The 17,873-nt window shown below is 63.2% G+C and carries 18 protein-coding genes; 9 read left to right on the forward strand and 9 right to left on the reverse strand.

Features of this window, described 5'->3' with window-relative positions:
- Nucleotides 1-23 precede the first annotated feature (23 nt).
- Nucleotides 24-1,523: a helicase HerA domain-containing protein gene (locus G4223_RS17900; protein WP_163682532.1), complete on the forward strand. Its 1,500-nt coding sequence runs from the start codon at nucleotides 24-26 to the stop codon at nucleotides 1,521-1,523.
- 24 nt (nucleotides 1,524-1,547) lie between these two features.
- On the opposite strand, the gene G4223_RS17905 is transcribed toward G4223_RS17900, so the two are convergent.
- The 6 genes from G4223_RS17905 to ccoG all read right to left on the reverse strand — a co-directional run bounded on the left by G4223_RS17905 (nucleotide 1,548) and on the right by ccoG (nucleotide 8,728).
- The gene (locus G4223_RS17905; RefSeq protein WP_163682534.1) at nucleotides 1,548-2,147 is read right to left on the reverse strand and encodes an OmpA family protein; all 600 of its coding nucleotides are present in this window, start codon (nucleotides 2,145-2,147) and stop codon (nucleotides 1,548-1,550) included.
- Nucleotides 2,140-2,592 (reverse strand): FecR family protein, encoded by a 453-nt coding sequence (locus tag G4223_RS17910; protein ID WP_163682536.1) that lies wholly within the window; start codon nucleotides 2,590-2,592, stop codon nucleotides 2,140-2,142. The genes G4223_RS17905 and G4223_RS17910 overlap by 8 nt, the downstream gene beginning before the upstream one ends.
- 69 nt (nucleotides 2,593-2,661) lie before the next feature.
- Complete coding sequence (gene ybaK, locus G4223_RS17915) at nucleotides 2,662-3,138, reverse strand: Cys-tRNA(Pro) deacylase (RefSeq protein WP_163682538.1); 477 nt, start codon at nucleotides 3,136-3,138, stop codon at nucleotides 2,662-2,664.
- A gap of 171 nt (nucleotides 3,139-3,309) precedes the next feature.
- On the reverse strand, nucleotides 3,310-5,172 hold the full coding sequence (locus G4223_RS17920; protein WP_163682541.1) for a GGDEF domain-containing protein: 1,863 nt from the start codon (nucleotides 5,170-5,172) through the stop codon (nucleotides 3,310-3,312).
- 95 nt (nucleotides 5,173-5,267) lie between these two features.
- Nucleotides 5,268-7,091 (reverse strand): PAS domain-containing sensor histidine kinase, encoded by a 1,824-nt coding sequence (locus G4223_RS17925; RefSeq protein ID WP_163682543.1) that lies wholly within the window; start codon nucleotides 7,089-7,091, stop codon nucleotides 5,268-5,270.
- Between the two features lie 194 nt (nucleotides 7,092-7,285).
- Nucleotides 7,286-8,728 (reverse strand): cytochrome c oxidase accessory protein CcoG, encoded by a 1,443-nt coding sequence (gene ccoG, locus G4223_RS17930; RefSeq protein ID WP_241004200.1) that lies wholly within the window; start codon nucleotides 8,726-8,728, stop codon nucleotides 7,286-7,288.
- Between the two features lie 349 nt (nucleotides 8,729-9,077).
- Between ccoG and G4223_RS17935 the strand changes: the two genes are divergently transcribed.
- Entirely contained in the window at nucleotides 9,078-10,055 is a 978-nt protein-coding gene (locus G4223_RS17935) for an SLAC1 anion channel family protein (protein WP_163682547.1), read from the forward strand.
- 69 nt (nucleotides 10,056-10,124) lie between these two features.
- Here G4223_RS17935 and G4223_RS17940 read toward each other — a convergent pair whose 3' ends face one another.
- Nucleotides 10,125-10,829 (reverse strand): Crp/Fnr family transcriptional regulator, encoded by a 705-nt coding sequence (locus G4223_RS17940; RefSeq protein WP_163682550.1) that lies wholly within the window; start codon nucleotides 10,827-10,829, stop codon nucleotides 10,125-10,127.
- Between the two features lie 269 nt (nucleotides 10,830-11,098).
- On the opposite strand from G4223_RS17940, the gene ccoN reads away from it, so the two are divergent.
- The 5 genes from ccoN (at nucleotide 11,099) to G4223_RS17965 (ending at nucleotide 15,092) form a co-directional block, all read left to right on the forward strand.
- Entirely contained in the window at nucleotides 11,099-12,577 is a 1,479-nt protein-coding gene (gene ccoN, locus G4223_RS17945) for a cytochrome-c oxidase, cbb3-type subunit I (protein ID WP_163682552.1), read from the forward strand.
- Nucleotides 12,578-12,587: 10 nt separating this feature from the next.
- Entirely contained in the window at nucleotides 12,588-13,316 is a 729-nt protein-coding gene (gene ccoO / locus G4223_RS17950) for a cytochrome-c oxidase, cbb3-type subunit II (protein WP_163682555.1), read from the forward strand.
- A 10-nt stretch (nucleotides 13,317-13,326) separates the two neighbouring features.
- The gene (locus tag G4223_RS17955; RefSeq protein ID WP_163682556.1) at nucleotides 13,327-13,488 is read left to right on the forward strand and encodes a CcoQ/FixQ family Cbb3-type cytochrome c oxidase assembly chaperone; all 162 of its coding nucleotides are present in this window, start codon (nucleotides 13,327-13,329) and stop codon (nucleotides 13,486-13,488) included.
- Between the two features lies 1 nt (nucleotide 13,489).
- The gene (gene ccoP / locus G4223_RS17960; RefSeq protein ID WP_163682558.1) at nucleotides 13,490-14,365 is read left to right on the forward strand and encodes a cytochrome-c oxidase, cbb3-type subunit III; all 876 of its coding nucleotides are present in this window, start codon (nucleotides 13,490-13,492) and stop codon (nucleotides 14,363-14,365) included.
- 61 nt (nucleotides 14,366-14,426) lie between these two features.
- A complete protein-coding gene (locus tag G4223_RS17965; RefSeq protein ID WP_163682560.1) occupies nucleotides 14,427-15,092 on the forward strand; it encodes a Crp/Fnr family transcriptional regulator in 666 nt (221 codons plus the stop codon).
- 15 nt (nucleotides 15,093-15,107) lie between these two features.
- Here the strand turns inward: G4223_RS17965 and G4223_RS17970 are convergent, their stop codons facing one another.
- Both G4223_RS17970 and modA read right to left on the reverse strand, forming a co-directional pair.
- On the reverse strand, nucleotides 15,108-15,488 hold the full coding sequence (locus G4223_RS17970) for a NifB/NifX family molybdenum-iron cluster-binding protein (RefSeq protein WP_163682562.1): 381 nt from the start codon (nucleotides 15,486-15,488) through the stop codon (nucleotides 15,108-15,110).
- Nucleotides 15,489-15,542: 54 nt separating this feature from the next.
- The gene (gene modA / locus G4223_RS17975) at nucleotides 15,543-16,307 is read right to left on the reverse strand and encodes a molybdate ABC transporter substrate-binding protein (protein ID WP_163682564.1); all 765 of its coding nucleotides are present in this window, start codon (nucleotides 16,305-16,307) and stop codon (nucleotides 15,543-15,545) included.
- A 425-nt stretch (nucleotides 16,308-16,732) separates the two neighbouring features.
- Between modA and G4223_RS17980 the strand changes: the two genes are divergently transcribed.
- Together G4223_RS17980 and G4223_RS17985 are read left to right on the forward strand one after the other, a co-directional pair.
- Entirely contained in the window at nucleotides 16,733-16,936 is a 204-nt protein-coding gene (locus G4223_RS17980; protein WP_163682566.1) for a TOBE domain-containing protein, read from the forward strand.
- Between the two features lie 77 nt (nucleotides 16,937-17,013).
- A complete protein-coding gene (locus G4223_RS17985; protein WP_163682568.1) occupies nucleotides 17,014-17,808 on the forward strand; it encodes a TOBE domain-containing protein in 795 nt (264 codons plus the stop codon).
- Nucleotides 17,809-17,873: the final 65 nt, after the last annotated feature.

The following is a 17,873-nucleotide window of genomic DNA, read 5'->3' on the forward strand; positions in this document are numbered from 1 at the left end:
TTGGGCCAAGAGGAGCGGTGCGGATGACGGTTGCGATCGAGATGGGGAACACGTCGGCGGGACAGCCGGCGACCCTTGATCTCGAGGAATTGCTGGCGACCCGTCTCTTGGTCCAGGGCAATTCCGGCTCGGGCAAGTCGCATCTGTTGCGCCGGCTGGTGGAACAAAGCGCCCAATGGGTGCAACAGGCGATCATCGACCCGGAAGGCGACTTCGTCACCTTGGCGGAAATGTTCGGCCATGTGGTGGTGGACGCCAGCGCCCACACCGAGGCGGCGTTGCAGCAGGTGGCGGCGCGGGTGCGCCAGCACCGCGTCTCGGTGGTGCTGAACCTGGAGAATTTGGAAACCGAGCGCCAGATGCGCCATGCGGCGGCTTTCCTGGGTGGGCTGTTCGACGTCGAGCGCGATTATTGGTTTCCCATGCTGGTGGTGGTGGACGAAGCGCAATTGTTCGCCCCCGCCGCCGCCGGCGAGGTGTCGGACGAGGCGCGCAAGGCGTCGCTTGGCGCCATGACCAACCTGATGTGCCGTGGCCGCAAGCGCGGCCTGGCCGGCATCATCGCCACCCAGCGTCTGGCCAAGCTGGCCAAGAACGTGGCGGCCGAGGCCTCGAATTTCCTGATGGGCCGCACCTTCCTCGATATCGACATGAGCCGCGCCGCCGACCTGCTTGGCATGGAACGGCGTCAGGCCGAGATGTTCCGCGACCTCAACCGCGGCCATTTCATCGCGCTTGGCCCGGCCCTGGCGCGGCGGCCGCTGCCCATCCGTATCGGCGACGTCCAGACCGACGGCCGCACCGGCAACGCCCGGCTGATGCCGTTGCCGGAAACCCCGCGCGAGGATGCCCGCGACCTGATCATGAAGCCGGGCGAAAACGAGCAGTTGCGGGTGATGGCGCGTCCGGCCCCCAGCACCGCCGACATCCTGGCGCAGTTGGCGGCCAGTTCGCCGCCGCCGCCGCCGGCCGCCCTGTCGCTGGTGGCCGAGGTGTCGGCCGCTCCGGCCCGCGAACCCTCTGCTCCCAAGCCGTCGCTGGACGAGGTGCTGCGCGAGGTGCTGGGCGATCCCGACGCCCTTTACCGCAACGTCGCCCAGGTCTATCAGGATTTCCTGGTGCGGTGCCGGCAATACGGAGTCAACGGCCGCATCCTCGACCTGGCCGCGTTCCGCCGCAAGATGGCGACCGCGCGGGCCGGCGTCGATGCCGAGGCCGCCGATACCCCGGAATGGGAACAGGCGTTGGGGCTTTCGGCGGCCATGCCCGAGGACATCCAGGCGGTGTTCCTGATGCTGGCGCGGGCCGCCCACGACAAGGCGCCGTGCCCGTCCAACGCCCAGATCGCCCGCGCGCGGGGTTCGCGCAGCCCACGCCGGGCGCTGGGATTGCTGGACCATATGGCCAATGCCGGGCTGATCGTGGTCGACATCGACGCCTATGGCGACCGCGTCATCTCCCTGCCGTCGCTGGGCTGGCAGACGGCGCCCGGCAATCCCGACCTTGAGGACGAAGTGGCGTAGTAGTCCTCTGACGTCGTGGGCCGCCTATTGAATGGTCACCGAAACCCGGCGGTTGCGCGGCTCGGCGGTGCCATCGGGAACCTTGACCAGCGGGTTGCGCTTGCCGTGCGAGGTGGCTTCGATGGCGTCGGACGGCACGCCCATCTTCACCAGCATGTCGCGCACCGCGTCGGCCCGTTCGCGCGAAACCTTGATGTTGATCTCGTCCGAGCCGGTGCCGTCGGCGTGGCCGGCCACCAGGACGTGGGGATGGGGCCAATCGCGCAGCACGTCGGTGATGCGCGTGACCTCGGGCTTGGATTCGTCACGCAAATCGCTGCCGCCGGTCTTGAAATACAGCAGGAAGGTTTGCGGGCGGGGCGGCATGGCCGCCAGGGCACGGCCCCACACCTTGCGAATTTCCTGTTCCTCCACCGGTTTGGCGGCAGTGGGGGCGCTTTTGGCGGTGGCGACATTCGACGCCGTCTTTTCCTGGTCCAGTACCTGGGTGCCCCCGGCGCTGGACACCTGGATGCGGCCCACATGGCCGTCGGGGTCGGCCATCAGCACCACGCGGTCGCCGCCGGAACAGGCGGCCAAGGCCATCATGGCAAGGCCAAGGGCGGGAAGGAAAAACTTATTCATCGCCGGCTACCTCGATCAGAAAGCTGGTGCCACGGATGCCGATGGTCATGGTCGGCGTGGTGACCGAAACCTTGTCGGGGGCCAGCTTGGCGGTCTGGCCGCTGGTCATGGAAAAGGTGCCTTTCTGCATGTGCACCCCCAGCTTGACGTCGTCATGCGCCGGGTCGAAGGCGAAGTCGTTCAGGGCGACGCGGCTTTTCGGCCCCATGGACAGGGTGGTGTCGTCGCGGAAGGTGATGCCTAGGCTGCTATCGGCATCGGTGGCCACCATGTCGTCGCGAAACAGGTCGGCGCCCGCCGTCAGGGGCACCACTTGTTCGCCACGGGTGACGGTGGCGTCGCCGGACAGGGTCTTGACCAGACCGATGGGATCGGCTGCCCAGGCCGGACTTGTCAACAGGATCGAGGCGAGGAGGGCGGCGGCGGGCCGCGAACGCAACGTCATGAAATGGCCTCGCATAAAAGTTGTAAGTGGACGTATTAGGCCCTTTCCTTCGCTTTGCCGTCAACGGGGTTATTGCGTGGCGATATCCGCCACCATGGCTCCGGTCGCTTCGATCAGGTCGGCGGCGGTCGCCTTGATCTGCAAGCCACGCTGACCGCCGTTGACCACGATGAAGGGCAACGTCAGGGCCGAGGCATCGAAGAAAGTGCGCAGCCGCTTCTTCTGACCTAGCGGAGACACGCCGCCCACCTTGTACCCCGACAGCCGCTCGGCGTCGGGGATCTTCATCATCGCCACCGATTTCTTGCCGGCCGCATGGGCCAGGGCCTTCAGGTTCAACTCGTGATCCGACGGCACCACCGCGATCAAGGCTTCGTCGCCGGCGGTGGTCATCAGCGTCTTGAACACCAGGGATGGCGGCAGGCCCATGGATTGCGCGGCATGCAGCCCGATCGACGATGCGTCGGGATCGTATTGGTATTCCAACAGTTCATAAGGTTTTTTCGCCCGGTCCATGGCGGTGGTGGCGGGGGTCTTGCGGCTCATGTGGTCAATCCCAACCGGGTTCGTTCTGGCGCAACGACTTTACCGCCCCGCGCCAGCCTTTGGAACGGATACCAAATCGCGTTGACCGGTTCAGATCAACGCGATTTGGGATCAACCTTTGACCGGGATCAATCAGGGGAACAGACCACTGGGAAAGTTCAGGTCAGCCGGTCAATATTTCTTGTCGTCGCCCCACATGCTGGTGTTGAAGCGCACCACCTGGTTGCGGCCCTGTTCCTTGGCGCGGTACAAGGCGACGTCGGCGAATTTCACCGCCTGCCAGAAGGTGTCGCTGTCGTGCGGGAAGTCGGCGATGCCGATGGAGATGGTCTTCTTCAGCACCACATGTCCGGCCTGGACTTCCAGTTGCTCGACCGAGGCACGGATTTTCTCCGCCACCATGTCGGCATTCTCGGGAGGCGTGTCCACCAGGATCACCAGGAATTCCTCGCCGCCGAAGCGGATCACCAAGTCCGAAGCACGCACTGTTTGGCGCAACAGCTTGGCCAGGGCCTTGATGACGGCGTCGCCGGCGTCGTGGCCGTAGGTGTCGTTGACCATCTTGAAATAGTCGAGATCCAGCATCAGCACCGCGACTTGGGTGCTGCGGCGTTGAACGTTGGCAATCAGGGTCTCGACGTATTCTTCCAGGAAACGGCGGTTGTTCAGGCCCGTCATGGGGTCGCGCAGGCTGGATTCCTTGAGCGTCTCCATCAGCCGCTTGGTTTCCAACACCGGCGCGGCCTCGCGCAGGTAGACGCTGACGTAAGGGATCAGCGACTGAATCCGGGCCTCGTCACCGGGACGAACCACCAGTTGCAGCACGTTGGCCACCGCCCCCGACTGGATGATCGGCAGGCAGATGTGGCTGCGTTCCGGCGCCTCGTTCGGCGGTTGGAAGGCGTAGCAGATGGCCGGGTTGGTGACGCCGTCCACAACGTGGCCGGTGCGGCGCGCCCGGCAGCCTTCGCTGCGGACCAGGATTTGCGGGTCGCACCAGCGACACGAACCGTCCAGGTTGCCGTCGACGAACAACGGCACCATCTGGTTCTTGTTCGGCACCATCTCGTACAACGAGTATTCGCCGATCTTGAACTCCTGTTCAAGGGTGCGGGCCAGACGCTGGTGGATTTCCGCCTTGGTCTCGTCTTCCTCGATGGCCTGCTTGAAGTGGGCGGCCCGTGTCAGCCCGTCGACCATGGCGATGGTGGCGTCCAACTGGTTCTCGTCGGCAGCCGTCGTCTTGTTGGTCAGGCGTGCCACGTTGTCGCCGATGCGCGTCAGACCATCGTCGAGGAAGCCGAGCAGGCGGTTCATGTCGCCGGCGATCTGGCCGATCTCGTCCTCGGTCATCTGTTCGACCTTGCCCTTGAAGTCGCCGCGCAAGGCGCGCTGGACGGCGTCTTCCACATTGTGGGCGGTCACCGCGATGGGCTGGACCGTACGGCGGATCAGGAAAAAGGTGATGCCGGCGAACAGGGCGACCGCGCCGATGATGCCGGCGACCGTCATCATCGCCTTGTGCTTCAAGGCGCCGATCGACACCTGCATGGTCACCGCGCCCAGCACCATGCCTTCCTGGACGTTGTGACATTCCAGGCAGTTGGGTGAGCCGCGATTGGTGGCGATGAACGGAATGGTGCCGCGAATCAAGGTGTCGTCGGCGGTTTCGACGATCTCGTATTGCGGCCGTCCCTCGCGCAGGACCTGGGCCTCGATGTCGTCGGTGGGCGATTCCTCGCTCAGGCCGGTTCCGAATTGCTGGACCACCAAAGGCGAACGCACCACGCGGGCCGAGGACAGTCCCTGGACCTCCATCAGGCGCTTCAGAAAGCTTTCGCGCTTGTCGATCACGCCGTTGATCATGGATTCGGTCAGGTGCACGCGCACGATCTCGGCGGCGGTGCGGATGTGTTCGCTCGATGATGCGATGGAAAAAGAGCGGAATGCGTACAGACTGATGGCGACCAGAATGACGATCAGTCCCGCCGCGATGGCGACGAAGAACACATTGATCTTAGCGCTCAGGTTCATCCAGGTATCCCCCCCTATGACGTCCCGGTGCCGTAGCATAGGAGGGGAAGGCCGTTTACACAACCATGACACTTGGCCTTTTTCTGAAACCCGGATCAACCGCGTTTCGCGTCTTCCTCGGTCCCCTCTGCGTCGTTGGCGGCCAGGATCAGTCGTTCGGGCGGAAGACGGACGGTGAAGGTGCTGCCTTGGCCGGGCGTGCTGTCGACGACGATGGTGCCGCCGTGGCGTTCAACGTAATGGCGGACGATGGGCAAACCCAGGCCGGTGCCGCCGAATTGGCGCGACAATGCGCCTTCCACCTGGAAAAACGGTGTCCAGATGACGTCCATGTCCTCGGGGCGGATGCCGATGCCGGTGTCGGCGACGCTGAAGGACAATCCGCTGTCGTCGGCTCTGGCCGCCAGTCGGACGCTGCCGCCGGGAGGGGTGAACTTGACGGCGTTCGACAACAGGTTGAGGACGATCTGACGCAGCCGCAAGCCGTCGGCGCGCAGCCGGGGCAGATCGGCCGGCAGCGACACGTCCAGACGGACATGGCGTTCCGCCGCCTTGGGGCGGATCATGGCCAGGGCGCTTTCCAGGCACGGGGCCAGGTCCATGGCATCTTCCTGGATCGACATTTCGCCGATCTCGATACGGGCGACGTCCAGAACGTCTTCGATGATGTCGCGCAAATGGCAGCCGGCGCTGTGGATCAACGACACGTATTCGCCATAGCGGGCGTTGGCCAAGGGGCCGAACACCTGTTCCATGATGGTTTCGGAAAAGCCGATGACCGCGTTGAGCGGCGTGCGCAATTCGTGGCTCATGGTGGCCAGGAAAGCGGATTTCGCCCGGTTGGCGGCTTCCGCCTGAAGCTTGGCGGTGGTCAGTTCGGTTTCCGCCCGCTTCAGGTGGGAAATGTCGCGGCCTTCCGGGATGATGTAGATCACCTGGCCGGTTTCGTCGCAGACCGGCTTGAGCGAGAAGTCGACGGTGGCGACGCTGCCATCCGCTCCGGGATGGCTGGTTTCAAAGCGTACGAAACGGCCCTGGGCCGCCTGTTCGATGCCGTCGCGCAAGGTGGCGCGCTCGGTGGCGGAATGGCTCCACCACGGGGTGTCGGCGAAATGCTGGCCGACCACCTCGTCCAGCTTCTTGCCGATGAAGGCGAGCGCGGTGGCGTTGGCCTCGATCAGATGGCCTTGGGTGTCGAGCAGGCCGATAAATTCGAAAGTATGTTCGAAAATGGCGCGGAAACGGCGCTCGCTGTCGGCCAACAGGCGTTGGGTTTCCACCAGTTGGTTGATTTCCGAGAAGCTGGAGACCACGGCGCGTCCGCCCAGAGGATGGCGGATGGGGGCGCTGTGGACCTGAAGCCAGCGGGTGTGGTTGGGGTCCTGGCGCAGACCGATCACCGCCGCTACCGGATTGCCGCTGTCCAGCGCCATGAACGCCGGGTGCTCGCGCGGGCCCAAGGGTTCGCCGTCCCTGCCGATGAATTCGGGGGATGAACCGTGGCCCAGAAGCTTGCGTGCGGCGGCGTTGCTGCCGATGATGCGGCCATCCTCGTCGCGGATGGTGATGCCGCCCTGGATCGCTTCGACAATTAACTGATAGGGCCAGCCGGCCATCTCGGGGGCGGGGCACAGGCTGACGACGGCGCCGCCATCGGGTAACGGCGCCAGCGAACATCCCATGCGGACGGAAAAGGTGCCGCCCAGCTTGAGGTCCACCAGGACACCGTGATGAGGGATTGAAAGTTCGCTCGGCAAGCCTTCCAGCAATTGCTCGGCGGCGACACCGGTCAAGGAACCGACGGAACAGCCCAGCAGCGCCGCGAAGCTGTCGTTCACGGCATCCAGCTGTCCGTTGGCGCCGATCACCGCGCACGGTGTGGGCAAAGCGGAAAAGGCGGTCTTGAATGTTTCGGTCATGCAGCCATACCCCATCTGCATCCGTTTCCATGATCGCCGTGCGGCGCACAATTTGCACCTGGGAATAAGGTTAAGGTGTGCGCCGTTGGTATGACCGGTTGCAACAGTGTGCCTACGCCTATTGAAAGGGGGATAAAAAAAGACCCGCCGGTTGCCCGGCGGGTCGAGTGAGGGAGGAAGGGGGACAGATCCCCCTATTCGCCAGGCGCGGCGAACACTGTCGAACTGCGGACCGTCACGCCGGCTGCGGCGTCGGTCAGGATGAAGTCGAACGACGTCTTGGCGTCGGGGACCGAAGCACGCGGCGCGGTGACGTAGACGCGGAAGGTGCCGACCATGTCGCCCGACGCATGCAATTTGGCGGTGGGACCGGTGCCGTTTTCGCCCACCAGTTCGATCTGGGCACCGTCGATGCCGGACACCGTCAGCGTCAGGTCGCGATCCTGGCGCACCATGTTGAGCACCTTGTAGGTGTAACCGTTGCGGACGTCGCCCGACGACAGCTCCACGTAAAGCGGGCTGCGTTCGTGCAAGACGTTGACGTCAAGGGTCTTGCGAGTGCCGAGCGCGTACAGCATCACGCCGCCGATCACCGACAGGATCGCCACGTAGACCAAGGTGCGGGCGCGAAGAAGCTTGATCTTGGGATGTTTTTCGCCTCGTTCGCGGGCTTGCTGGTTGGACACCGAATCATAGGTGATCAGCCCATGCGGCAGGCCATAGCGGTCCATGACCGTGTTACAGGCGTCGATGCACAGGCCGCAGCCGATGCAGGCCAACTGGTTGCCGTTGCGGATGTCGATACCGGTGGGGCAGCTCTGGACGCAGATGTTGCAATCCACGCAATGGCCGCGGCTGGAGAAGTCGTCGCCGACCTTGGCCGGGCCACGCTTCTCGCCGCGCCATGCCTCGTAGCTGATGATGGCCGAGTGTTCATCGAACATGGCCGACTGGAAGCGGGCATAGGGGCACATGTAGATGCACACCTGCTCGCGCGCTAGACCCGCCATGACGTAACAGCCGCCGCCGACCACGGCGATGGCGCCGTAAATGGCGAAGCTGGCCTGACCGCTCAGGATTTGCGGCAGCAGTTCGACGGCGTTGTCGAAATAAAGGGTGAAACCGATGCCGCAGGCCGCCGACACCGCCAGCCACAGCCCGTGCACGATCACCTTCTTCGCCAGTTTGGCGCCGCCCCACTTTTGCTTGTCCAGCGCGATGCGGGCATTGCGTTCACCGATCACCAGACGTTCGATCTGCACGAACACGTCGGTATAGACCGTCTGCCAGCACAGGAAGCCGCACCACAGACGGCCGGCCAGCGCCGACATGAAGAACAGCGCGATGGCCGCGAACAGCAACAGGCCGGTCAGGTAGTAGACCTCTTGCGGCCAGATCTCGATGAAGAAGAAATAGGCGCGGCGACCCGGCAGGTCGATCAGGATGGCCTGGTCCGGGGCGCCCGGTCCGCGATCCCAGCGCAGGAACGGCGACAGGTGCCAAACCGCCAGCAGGACCCCCATGGCCCACCATTTGAGGTTTCGGAACAACCCCCGCACCGAGCGCGGGTGAATGGTTCCGGCACTGGCATAGGCCTGATGATGGGGCTTGGACGCCTTGTCGGGTTCAGCCTTCATGTGTGACATCCTGGGCCACCTTAGGATCGCGGATTAGGGAAAAGGCCGCGAAACACGGCCCTGAGGAACAGTTTAGAATTATGGCGAACGGCTGGCATTGCGAATTATCAATGAGAGCCATGCGCGCAAAGCGCGATCATTGCGGATTGTCAATGCCGCCAGCCGTGTCTCCCGGCTAGCTTTTTCCCTGCCGCCGGTCCGTCCGGGCGGCGGCGGACAAAAGGGGGAATGTCATGCATCTCGATCTTGACGCCTATATCGCGCTGGGCTTTCTCGTTGCCACGGTTGTGATTACCATTGGATTGTTTGCCTTCCTGTTGACACGCCGCAAGAACTGAATAGGACTTCCATGACCGCCAGCACCGCCCTGCCTACCAATCCGGCCCGTCTCGTCAACTTTCCGGTGCCGTTCTTCGCCACCGTCATGGGGTTGTCGGGACTGACCATCGCCACCCACAAGGTCGAGACGCTTTGGGGGCTGCATGGGGCGGCCACCGTGTTGTTCGCCGTGACCTTGGCGGTGTTCTGCCTGATCGCCGTGCTTTACGGTGCCAAGGCGGTGTTGCATCCCGAGGCGGTGCGGGCGGAATGGAACCATCCTGTTCGCATCAGCTTTTTTCCCGCGTCCTCGATCGGTCTGATCCTGTTGGGCATCGCCGGTTCGTCGGTCAACGCCGACCTTGCCCGCGTGTTGTGGGGCGCGGGTACCGCGCTTCACCTGGTGCTGACCTTGTTGGTCATGCGCTCCTGGATCGACCACAGCCGCTATGAGGTGGTGCACAGCAATCCGGCCTGGTTCATTCCGGTGGTCGGCAACGTGCTGGTTCCCATCGTCGGCATGCGGTTCGCGCCCGCCGACGTGTCGTGGTTCTTCTTTTCCATCGGTCTGGTGTTCTGGGTGGTCTTGCTGACCATCGTCATCTACCGTCTGATCTTCCATCCGCCGCTGCCGGGCAAGATGGTGCCCACCTTGTTCATTCTGTTGGCACCGCCTTCGGTCGCCTTCATTTCGTGGGTGGTGCTGACCGGCGGGGTCGATCCCTTCGCCCGCATCCTGTATTTCGCGGCGGTGTTCTTCTTTCTGCTGCTGCTGACCCAACTGCCGAAATTCGCCCAGGTGCCGTTCGCCATGTCGTGGTGGGCCTATTCCTTCCCGCTGGCGGCCTTCACCATCGCTACCCTGGTCATGGGGGAGCGGGTGCAGAACCCGGTCTACACCATGGCCGGCCAGGGGCTTTACGTTCTGCTGGTGCTGTTGGTCGGTGGTCTCGTGGCCCGCACGCTGCTTGCTGTGGTCCGTCACGAAATCTGCATCCCCGAGCACTGAGCGGGTGCATATAAAGAAGCCGCCGGCCCCTTGAGTGGGACCGGCGGCTTTTTGTTTTTCAGTGGGGGCTCAGCACTCGGCCGAGGCGACGCAGGACAATTGTGCGAGGTCGCAACGATAGCGGTTGGCCGACAATTCGGTGATGATGCCGTTGCGCTTGAACTCGGCCACCGTGCGGCTGGCGTGTTCGGTGGTGATGCCCAACATCGAGCCCACATCCTCGCGCGAGAACAAGGTCACATGGCCTTCGCCGTCCGCCAGTTGCAGCATCAGCCGTGCCAGACGTTGCGGCGCCTTGCCGGTGGACAATTCGGTCAACCAATCGTCGGCCTGACGCAACGCCGCATGCCAGCGTTGCATCAACTGGCTATGCAGGCGCGGCGTCTCACGCGACAGGCGTTCGACCACCTGACGGGGAATGCGGCACACCTGGGTAGGGTGGAGCGCGATGGCGGTATGTTCATAGGGCTGGCCCAAGGTCGCTTCGAGCCCGGCGGTGGCGCCATGGCGCAACAGCCGCACGATACGCTGGGTGCCGTCGGGCAGATACTGCACCAGCTTCACCAGACCCGAGCGGATGGTATAGAGCGTCGCCCCGTCGCCACCCGAACTGTAGATGGTGGCGCCCGGTTCAAAGGCGATTTCGTCGATGGGCAGATGGATCAGATTGAAATCCGGTTCGGCCAGGTCGGCGAACAGCACTAGGTCGCGAATGCCGCAATCTTCGCAATTGGCGGTGCCTTTCCAGGCCGCGTCGATCTGTGTGCGTTTCATCGTTCCAATCCACAAACCCGATGCGAGTGTCTATCAGTGGCGGCGACCGAAGTCCAGGTGCCGCGCCATGTTGCTCAAACTTTCGGAAAAATGACAATTCTCAATTCGGCATAAGGTGTGGATGGACATTTTGCAATGAGTGGAATCCTTTCGCCCCCTAGGCTGGCAGCGCGCTCGTTCCCTTCCTTGGAACGAGAGCACGGCCGCCGTCCGGATCGGGGGAGACTGGTCACGGGCGGTCGGCGCGACACCTTAAAAGGAGTTCGTGCATGTCCGCTGCAACCGCTGCTGTCGGGACCCAGGGGGACGCGACGCCGTATTATGACGGCGTTGTAAAGAATTTCGTCCTGGCATCCGTCTTTTGGGGGATTGTGGGCTTCCTGGCGGGCGATTTCATCGCCTGGCAGCTCGCCTTCCCGGCCCTCAACCTTGACCTGGAATGGACCACCTTCGGGCGTGTCCGTCCGGTTCACACCAACGCCGTCATCTTCGCCTTTGGCGGCAACGCGCTGATCGGCACCTCGTTCTACGTGGTCCAGCGCACCTGCCGCGCGTCGCTGTTCGGCGGCGCCGGTTTCGGCAACTTCATCTTCTGGACCTTCCAGTCGCTGATCGTCCTGGCCGCGTCGTCCTATGTGCTGGGCGGCTCGCAGGGGCGTGAGTACGCCGAGTTGGAATGGTGGCTCGACATCTACCTGACGGTGATCTGGGTGTGCTACCTGATCGCCTTCGCCGGTACGATCATGCGCCGCAAGGAACCCCACATCTATGTGGCCAACTGGTTCTATCTGGCCTTCATCCTGACCATCGCCATGCTGCACCTGGGCAACAACCTGGCGCTGCCGGTGGTGTTCTTCGGCGGTGAATCCTGGTGGAAGTCCTATTCGCTGTATGCTGGCGTCCAGGACGCCATGACCCAGTGGTGGTACGGCCATAACGCGGTGGGCTTCTTCCTGACCGCCGGCTTCCTGGCCATGATGTACTATTTCGTGCCCAAGCGGGCCGAGCGTCCGGTCTATTCCTACCGTCTGTCGATCGTGCACTTCTGGGCACTGATCTTCCTGTACATCTGGGCCGGTCCGCACCACCTGCACTACACCGCCTTGCCGGATTGGGCGCAGACCCTGGGCATGACCTTCTCGGTGATGCTGTGGATGCCGTCCTGGGGTGGCATGATCAACGGCCTGATGACGCTCTCGGGCGCCTGGGACAAGCTCCGCACCGACCCGGTGATGCGCTTCCTGGTCTCCTCGGTGGCGTTCTACGGCATGTCGACCTTCGAAGGTCCGATGATGTCGATCAAGGCGGTGAACTCGCTGTCGCACTACACCGACTGGACCGTCGGCCACGTGCACTCGGGCGCCTTGGGCTGGGTGGCTTTCGTCACCTTCGGTTCGTTCTACTATCTGATCCCCAAGCTGTGGGGCCGTCGCGAGCTCTATTCGCTCAAGCTGGTGGGCCTGCATTTCTGGGTCTCCACCGTGGGCGTGGTGCTCTACATCACCGCCATGTGGATCTCGGGCATCATGCAGGGTCTGATGTGGCGCGCCTATGACAGCCTGGGCTTCCTCCAATACTCGTTCATCGAGACGGTCGAGGCCATGCACCCCTATTACATCATCCGTGCCGTGGGCGGTCTGCTGTTCGTCCTGGGTGGGCTGATTATGGTCTACAACATGATCCGCACCATCCGGGGCGACGTTGCCGCCGGCGAAGCGCAGCCGATGGCTGCCGCGGCTCGTGGCTAAGGGGGGAACCATGTCCGTTTTCAAGCAACACCAGAAACTCGAGACCAACGTCTTCCTGTTGGCGGTTGGCATCCTGCTGACCGTCATCACCGGCGGCCTGGTCGAGATCGTGCCGTTGTTCACCATCGAGAGCACCATCGAGAAGGTGGACGGCGTGCGTCCCTACAGCCCGCTGGAGCAGGCCGGGCGCAACATCTACGTCCGCGAAGGCTGCTATCTGTGCCACAGCCAGATGGTTCGTCCCTTCAAGGACGAGGTCGAGCGTTACGGCCATTACAGCCTGGCGGCGGAATCCAAGTACGACCACCCCTTCCAGTGGGGTTCCAAGCGTACTGGCCCGGATCTGGCCCGCGTCGGTGGCAAGTACACCAACGACTGGCACGTCCGTCACCTGATCAATCCGCGTGACGTGGTTCCCGAATCCGTCATGCCGGGTTACCCCCATCTCAAGCACAAGCTGGTGTTCAACGACGTCGAGGCGCATCTCAAGACCCTGCGCGGCGTGGGTGTTCCCTACACCGACGAGCAGATCAAGAGCGCCAAGGCCGACCTGGCCGCACAGGCCGGTGTTGACGCCACCGCCAGCTCGGATTTCGCCCGTCGTTATCCGAAGGCGCCGATGGGCGATTTCGACAACAACCCCGAAGTAACCGAGATGGACGCCCTGGTGGCGTACCTCCAGGTTCTCGGCACCTTCGTCGACTTCACCACGGTGAAGCCGGAGAAGGTGGCCCGTTAAGGGGGCGGCGGTGTTCGCCGATTTCGTCCAACACGTTCTGCGCCCCTTCTGGGGGGTGTGGATGATGGTTCTGTTCCTCGGGATCGTCTTCTGGGCGTTCCGGCCCAAAAACAAGGGCCGGTTCGAATCCTACGGAGACATCCCGTTCAGGGACGACGACAAGGAGCGCTGAGATGGCTTCCATGGAAAAGGACTCGGTGTCCGGTCAGTACACGACCGGTCACGAGTGGGACGGCATCCGGGAGTTGAATACCCCGTTGCCGAAATGGTGGGTGTACGTGTTCTGGGCCTGTGTCATCTGGTCGGCGGCGTACATGATCGCCATGCCGGCCTGGCCCGGGATCACCGATTACACGCGGGGTGTGTTGAACTACTCCTCGCGTAACGAACTGCAAAGCGACATCAAGGCGCAGAAGCAGGCTCGTTCCAAGTTCGAGGCCAAGATCGCCGCCATTTCGGTGGACGACGTGGTCAAGGACAAGGACCTGCGCAACTTCGCCATGACCGGTGGCAAGGTGCTGTTCAACGACAATTGCGCGCCGTGCCATGGCACCGGCGGCGTCGGTGCTCCCGGCGCCTACCCGAACCTGGCCGACGACGAATGGATCTGGGGCGGCGAGTTGGCCGACCTCAAGCAGACCATTTCGTTCGGCGTCCGCAACACCAACGAGAACTCGCGCCAGAGCGAGATGCCCAAGTTCGGTGCCGACGGTCTGTTGACCGCCGAGCAGATCAACCAGGTCGCCGACTATGTCGTCGCCCTGTCGAGCAAGGGTTCGACCGCTGGCCTGCCCGGCGAGGCGATCTTCGCCGAGCAGTGCGTCGTCTGCCACCAGGACGGCGGCGTGGGCTCGAAGGATGTCGGCTCGCCGGCCCTGAACAACAACATCTGGTTGTTCAAGGGCAGCAAGGAGCAGGTGAAGCAACTGGTGATCAATCAGGTCACCAACCCGCAACACGGCTCCATGCCGGCGTGGTCCGAGCGTCTCGACGAGACCTCGATCAAGATGCTGACCGTCTACGTCCACTCGCTGGGCGGCGGTAAGTAAGTGCCAGCCGGGGCCGGCTTGCCGGCCCCGGCTTTTTTCTTTTCCGCCAGGAGGGAACGCCATGCTGGCTCTGCTCGACATCTGTCATGCGACCGCTTCGGCCCGTGGTCGGCTGTGTGCCTGCCTGGAGCCGCACTCGCTGGGACGGTTGCGGGCCGTGGCCGGGGATGCCCGTCTGGTGGCCGGAGAGGTCCTGTTCGGTCAGGGCGCGCCGGCGGACGCGGTCTATGGATTGCGCCAAGGCGCGGTGATGTTGGCCACCCGCATGCCCGATGGCCGGCGTCAGGTTCTGTCTTTCCTGTTTCCCGGTGACACTTTCGGTTTCTCCGCCGACGACAGCCATGGTTGTTCGGCGATCACGCTCAGGCGTTCCAGCTTCTGCCGCATTCCGCTTTCGGCGCTGGAGGAGGATGGGGAACTGGCGGTGCGTATGCACGCCATCGCCCAGGCCCGCATGGCGGACACTTTCGAACACATGGTGCGGTTGGGACGGATGACCGCCGGCGAGCGGGTTTCCGATTTCCTGTTCTGGCTGTGGCGGCGTCTGGACCAGCCGGCCGAGATGGCTCTGCCCATGCGGCTGCTGGATATTGCCGACCACCTGGGCTTGCGCCTGGAAACGGTCAGCCGGCGCATGGCGGCGTTACGCCGTGCCGGTATCCTTGGTCCGTTGTCGACGGACGGCGTTCTTCCGGTTCTTGACGGCCCCGCGCTGCGTCAGCGCTGAAATCCAAAATTCTTTTCAGGGTTCCGTACGGCTGCGCTGTTCCTCGCGCCGCAGCCAACGGCTGGGTGTGCCGCGCAGGCTGTCGCGCAGGGCGTCCAGCGCCAGGGCGATGGGCTGGCCGGCGAACTGGCGCATGGGGGCGATGCGTCGCGTCGCCAGACCGTGTTCGCCATCGGGGCCGACGTCGGCGACAAAGACCAGGGAACAGCCCGTCAGGGCCTCGAAACGGGCCTCAAGCTTGCCGTGGTCGCCGTCCTGGTTCAGGCCGGAATGGAACGACGTGGTGCGCAAATGGCGGTAGCCTTCGGCCGAGACGTCGTAGACCATCAGATGACGGGCCCAACCAAGATGGGCGTCGACCCGTGCCATGTCCTGTGTGGCGATGGCGACGCGCATGTCTGCCTCCGTGAAGGGGGTGCCCGGCCCCGGTCGAAGGGGCCGGGCGCCCGGTCAGTTCACCTTGAAACCGTACTTGGCGAAGATGCCCTTGGCGCCGTCGGTGCGCACGAATTCCAGGAATGCCTTGGCGGCGGGAGTTTCGTGTCCGGCGATCAGACCGAAGGGATAGGTGATGGGATCGTGCATGGAGCCGGGGAAGGTGCCGACCGTCTTGACCTTCTTGGAAATGGCGGCGTCGGTGCCGTAAACCACGCCGAACGGCACTTCACCGCGTTCGACCAGGGCCAGCGCCGCGCGCACCGATTCGGTACCGGCGATCTTGCCCTGAACCGCTGGCCACTGGCCCGAGCGTTCCATGGCCTGCTTGAAATAGCGGCCGACCGGCACGCTGTCGGGGTTGCCGGTGGCGATGCGCTCGGAACCGGCCAGGGCGGCGATGTCGGTCTTGGCGTCCAGTTCGATCTTTTCCACCTTGGTATCCAGCGGCGCGATCAGCACCAGCGTGTTGCCCAACAGATTGAAGCGGGTGTCGGGATTGATCAGCTTGGCCTTGGTCAGGTAATCCATCCACTTGAGGTCGGCCGAGGCGAAGACGTCCGCCGGGCTGCCCTGTTCGACCTGCTTGGCCAGCGCGGAAGAGGCGGCGTAGGACGGCTTGACGGTGTGGCCGGTCTTGGCCGTGAACGATTCGCTGACTTCGTTAAGCGCGTTGGTCAGCGAGGCCGCGGCGAAGACGATGACTTCGTCCGCCCGCGCGGCGGTGGCCGACAGGCCGAGAGCGAGAGCGGCAAAGGCTCCGAGAAAACGCTTCAACATGCGAACTACTCCGCTGGTGATTGGAAGGCGGCGCGATCCCTTAGCGTTATATATTTTTACGACATAACGCAAGGCTCTGGCATCACTGAATGCACAAAAAGCAACCGCCTTGGCGGCATGGCTAAAAACTGTGCCGTTGGGGTTGTATCGTGGAAAAGAACGCGGACCGCATGGGGCGTCGCATTCATCAAAAAAAATATGATCGGATTATGCTCATCATATGCCGGCGTTATTCCGCGTGATGTGTACTTTGTATTAAGTATTTAAGTTTTTAACTTGTTCGCTATTTTCAGTATGGTACATTGTTATATAACGTTTGTTTGCGTTGTGTGTTGTGGCGTGATATTGACTGTTTGTGTTCGCGGGTTAATTATTCAAGACGTAAACGGGCCCGCGCCCCTTTCATTTCGACGATGGAGACAGCAATGAAGCTCAGTGCCCGCAATGCCCTCAAGGGCAAGGTTCTGGAAATCACCAAGGGTCAGGTCGTGGCCAAGGTGAAGGTCGACGTGGGCGGCCAGAGCATCACCTCTCTGGTGTCGGTGGATGCCATCGAAGATCTGGATCTCAAGGTCGGCGACGAGGTTTCGGCCATCGTCAAGTCGACCGAGGTCATGATCGCCAAGTAAGCTCGACAGTCCTTGCTTGCTGACAGGGGCACCCGCATCGTCATATAACAAAACTATATGACGATGCGGGTGTTGCCATGTCCGATATAAAGATCGATGCCATGCTGGCTTTGCGGCGCGAGGGGCGGCCCTTGGTCGGCCGCGACCGCATAGACCTGCTTGAGGCGGTTGCCGCGCATGGCAGTATCACCAAGGCCGCCAAGGCGGTCGGCCTCAGCTATAAAGGGGCGTGGGATGCGTTGAATGCGGTCAACAACCTGTTGCCGCGCCCGGCGATCGCCAGCCAGACCGGTGGCCGCCATGGTGGCGGCGCCACCTTGACCGAAGATGGCCGCGCCTTGATCGCGGCCTTTCGTTTGCTGGAGGACCGTCTCGGCCGTGTCGCTTCGGCCCTGGGGGGCGGAAACGGCACCGTCGATCCCCTGTCCCTGTTGTGGAGCCTGGGGATGAAGACCAGCGCCCGCAATGCCTTCCGCTGTGTGGTGGACGAAGTGCGCTCGGGCTCCATCAACGCCGAGGTGATCATGCGCCTGTCATCCAGCGCGACCTTGACGGCGGTGATAACGGGGGAGAGCGTGCGCGACCTTGGCGTTGCCGCCGGTCGCGAGGTGATGGCCCTGGTCAAGTCGTCATTCGTGATGTTGGCCCCCGCCGGGCAGAAACTGGCGATCTCGGCCCGCAACCGCATCCAGGGGACGGTCAGTCGGCGTGAAGACGGGCCGGTCAGTTCCGAATTCACCCTGGATATCGGCGACGGCAAAAGCATCACCGCGGTGGTCACGCGCGACGCTGCGGACGAATTGGCCCTTAACCCCGGTGACGAGGCGGTGGCGCTGTTCAAGGCGTCCCACGTCATCCTGGCCGTGGACTGAACTGACATCAAAAAGAAGGCGCCGGAGGATTGCTCCTCCGGCGCCCTTCATCCCCCCCTAGGGGA

Source organism: Magnetospirillum aberrantis SpK (genome assembly GCF_011022235.1).
Taxonomy (GTDB): Bacteria; Pseudomonadota; Alphaproteobacteria; order Rhodospirillales; family Magnetospirillaceae; genus Magnetospirillum; species Magnetospirillum aberrantis.

Coding starts and splice junctions, on each gene's coding strand:
- G4223_RS17925 (WP_163682543.1), bottom strand. CDS start 7,091: ATGACCGAAACATTCAAGACCGCCTTTTCCGCTTTGCCCACACCGTGC.
- G4223_RS17920 (WP_163682541.1), bottom strand. CDS start 5,172: ATGAACCTGAGCGCTAAGATCAATGTGTTCTTCGTCGCCATCGCGGCG.
- ybaK (WP_163682538.1), bottom strand. CDS start 3,138: ATGAGCCGCAAGACCCCCGCCACCACCGCCATGGACCGGGCGAAAAAA.
- G4223_RS17910 (WP_163682536.1), bottom strand. CDS start 2,592: ATGACGTTGCGTTCGCGGCCCGCCGCCGCCCTCCTCGCCTCGATCCTG.
- G4223_RS17900 (WP_163682532.1), top strand. CDS start 24: ATGACGGTTGCGATCGAGATGGGGAACACGTCGGCGGGACAGCCGGCG.
- G4223_RS17980 (WP_163682566.1), top strand. CDS start 16,733: ATGAAGCTCAGTGCCCGCAATGCCCTCAAGGGCAAGGTTCTGGAAATC.
- modA (WP_163682564.1), bottom strand. CDS start 16,307: ATGTTGAAGCGTTTTCTCGGAGCCTTTGCCGCTCTCGCTCTCGGCCTG.
- G4223_RS17970 (WP_163682562.1), bottom strand. CDS start 15,488: ATGCGCGTCGCCATCGCCACACAGGACATGGCACGGGTCGACGCCCAT.
- ccoG (WP_241004200.1), bottom strand. CDS start 8,728: ATGAAGGCTGAACCCGACAAGGCGTCCAAGCCCCATCATCAGGCCTAT.
- ccoP (WP_163682558.1), top strand. CDS start 13,490: ATGGCTTCCATGGAAAAGGACTCGGTGTCCGGTCAGTACACGACCGGT.
- G4223_RS17940 (WP_163682550.1), bottom strand. CDS start 10,829: ATGAAACGCACACAGATCGACGCGGCCTGGAAAGGCACCGCCAATTGC.
- ccoO (WP_163682555.1), top strand. CDS start 12,588: ATGTCCGTTTTCAAGCAACACCAGAAACTCGAGACCAACGTCTTCCTG.
- G4223_RS17905 (WP_163682534.1), bottom strand. CDS start 2,147: ATGAATAAGTTTTTCCTTCCCGCCCTTGGCCTTGCCATGATGGCCTTG.
- G4223_RS17965 (WP_163682560.1), top strand. CDS start 14,427: ATGCTGGCTCTGCTCGACATCTGTCATGCGACCGCTTCGGCCCGTGGT.
- G4223_RS17985 (WP_163682568.1), top strand. CDS start 17,014: ATGTCCGATATAAAGATCGATGCCATGCTGGCTTTGCGGCGCGAGGGG.
- G4223_RS17935 (WP_163682547.1), top strand. CDS start 9,078: ATGACCGCCAGCACCGCCCTGCCTACCAATCCGGCCCGTCTCGTCAAC.
- ccoN (WP_163682552.1), top strand. CDS start 11,099: ATGTCCGCTGCAACCGCTGCTGTCGGGACCCAGGGGGACGCGACGCCG.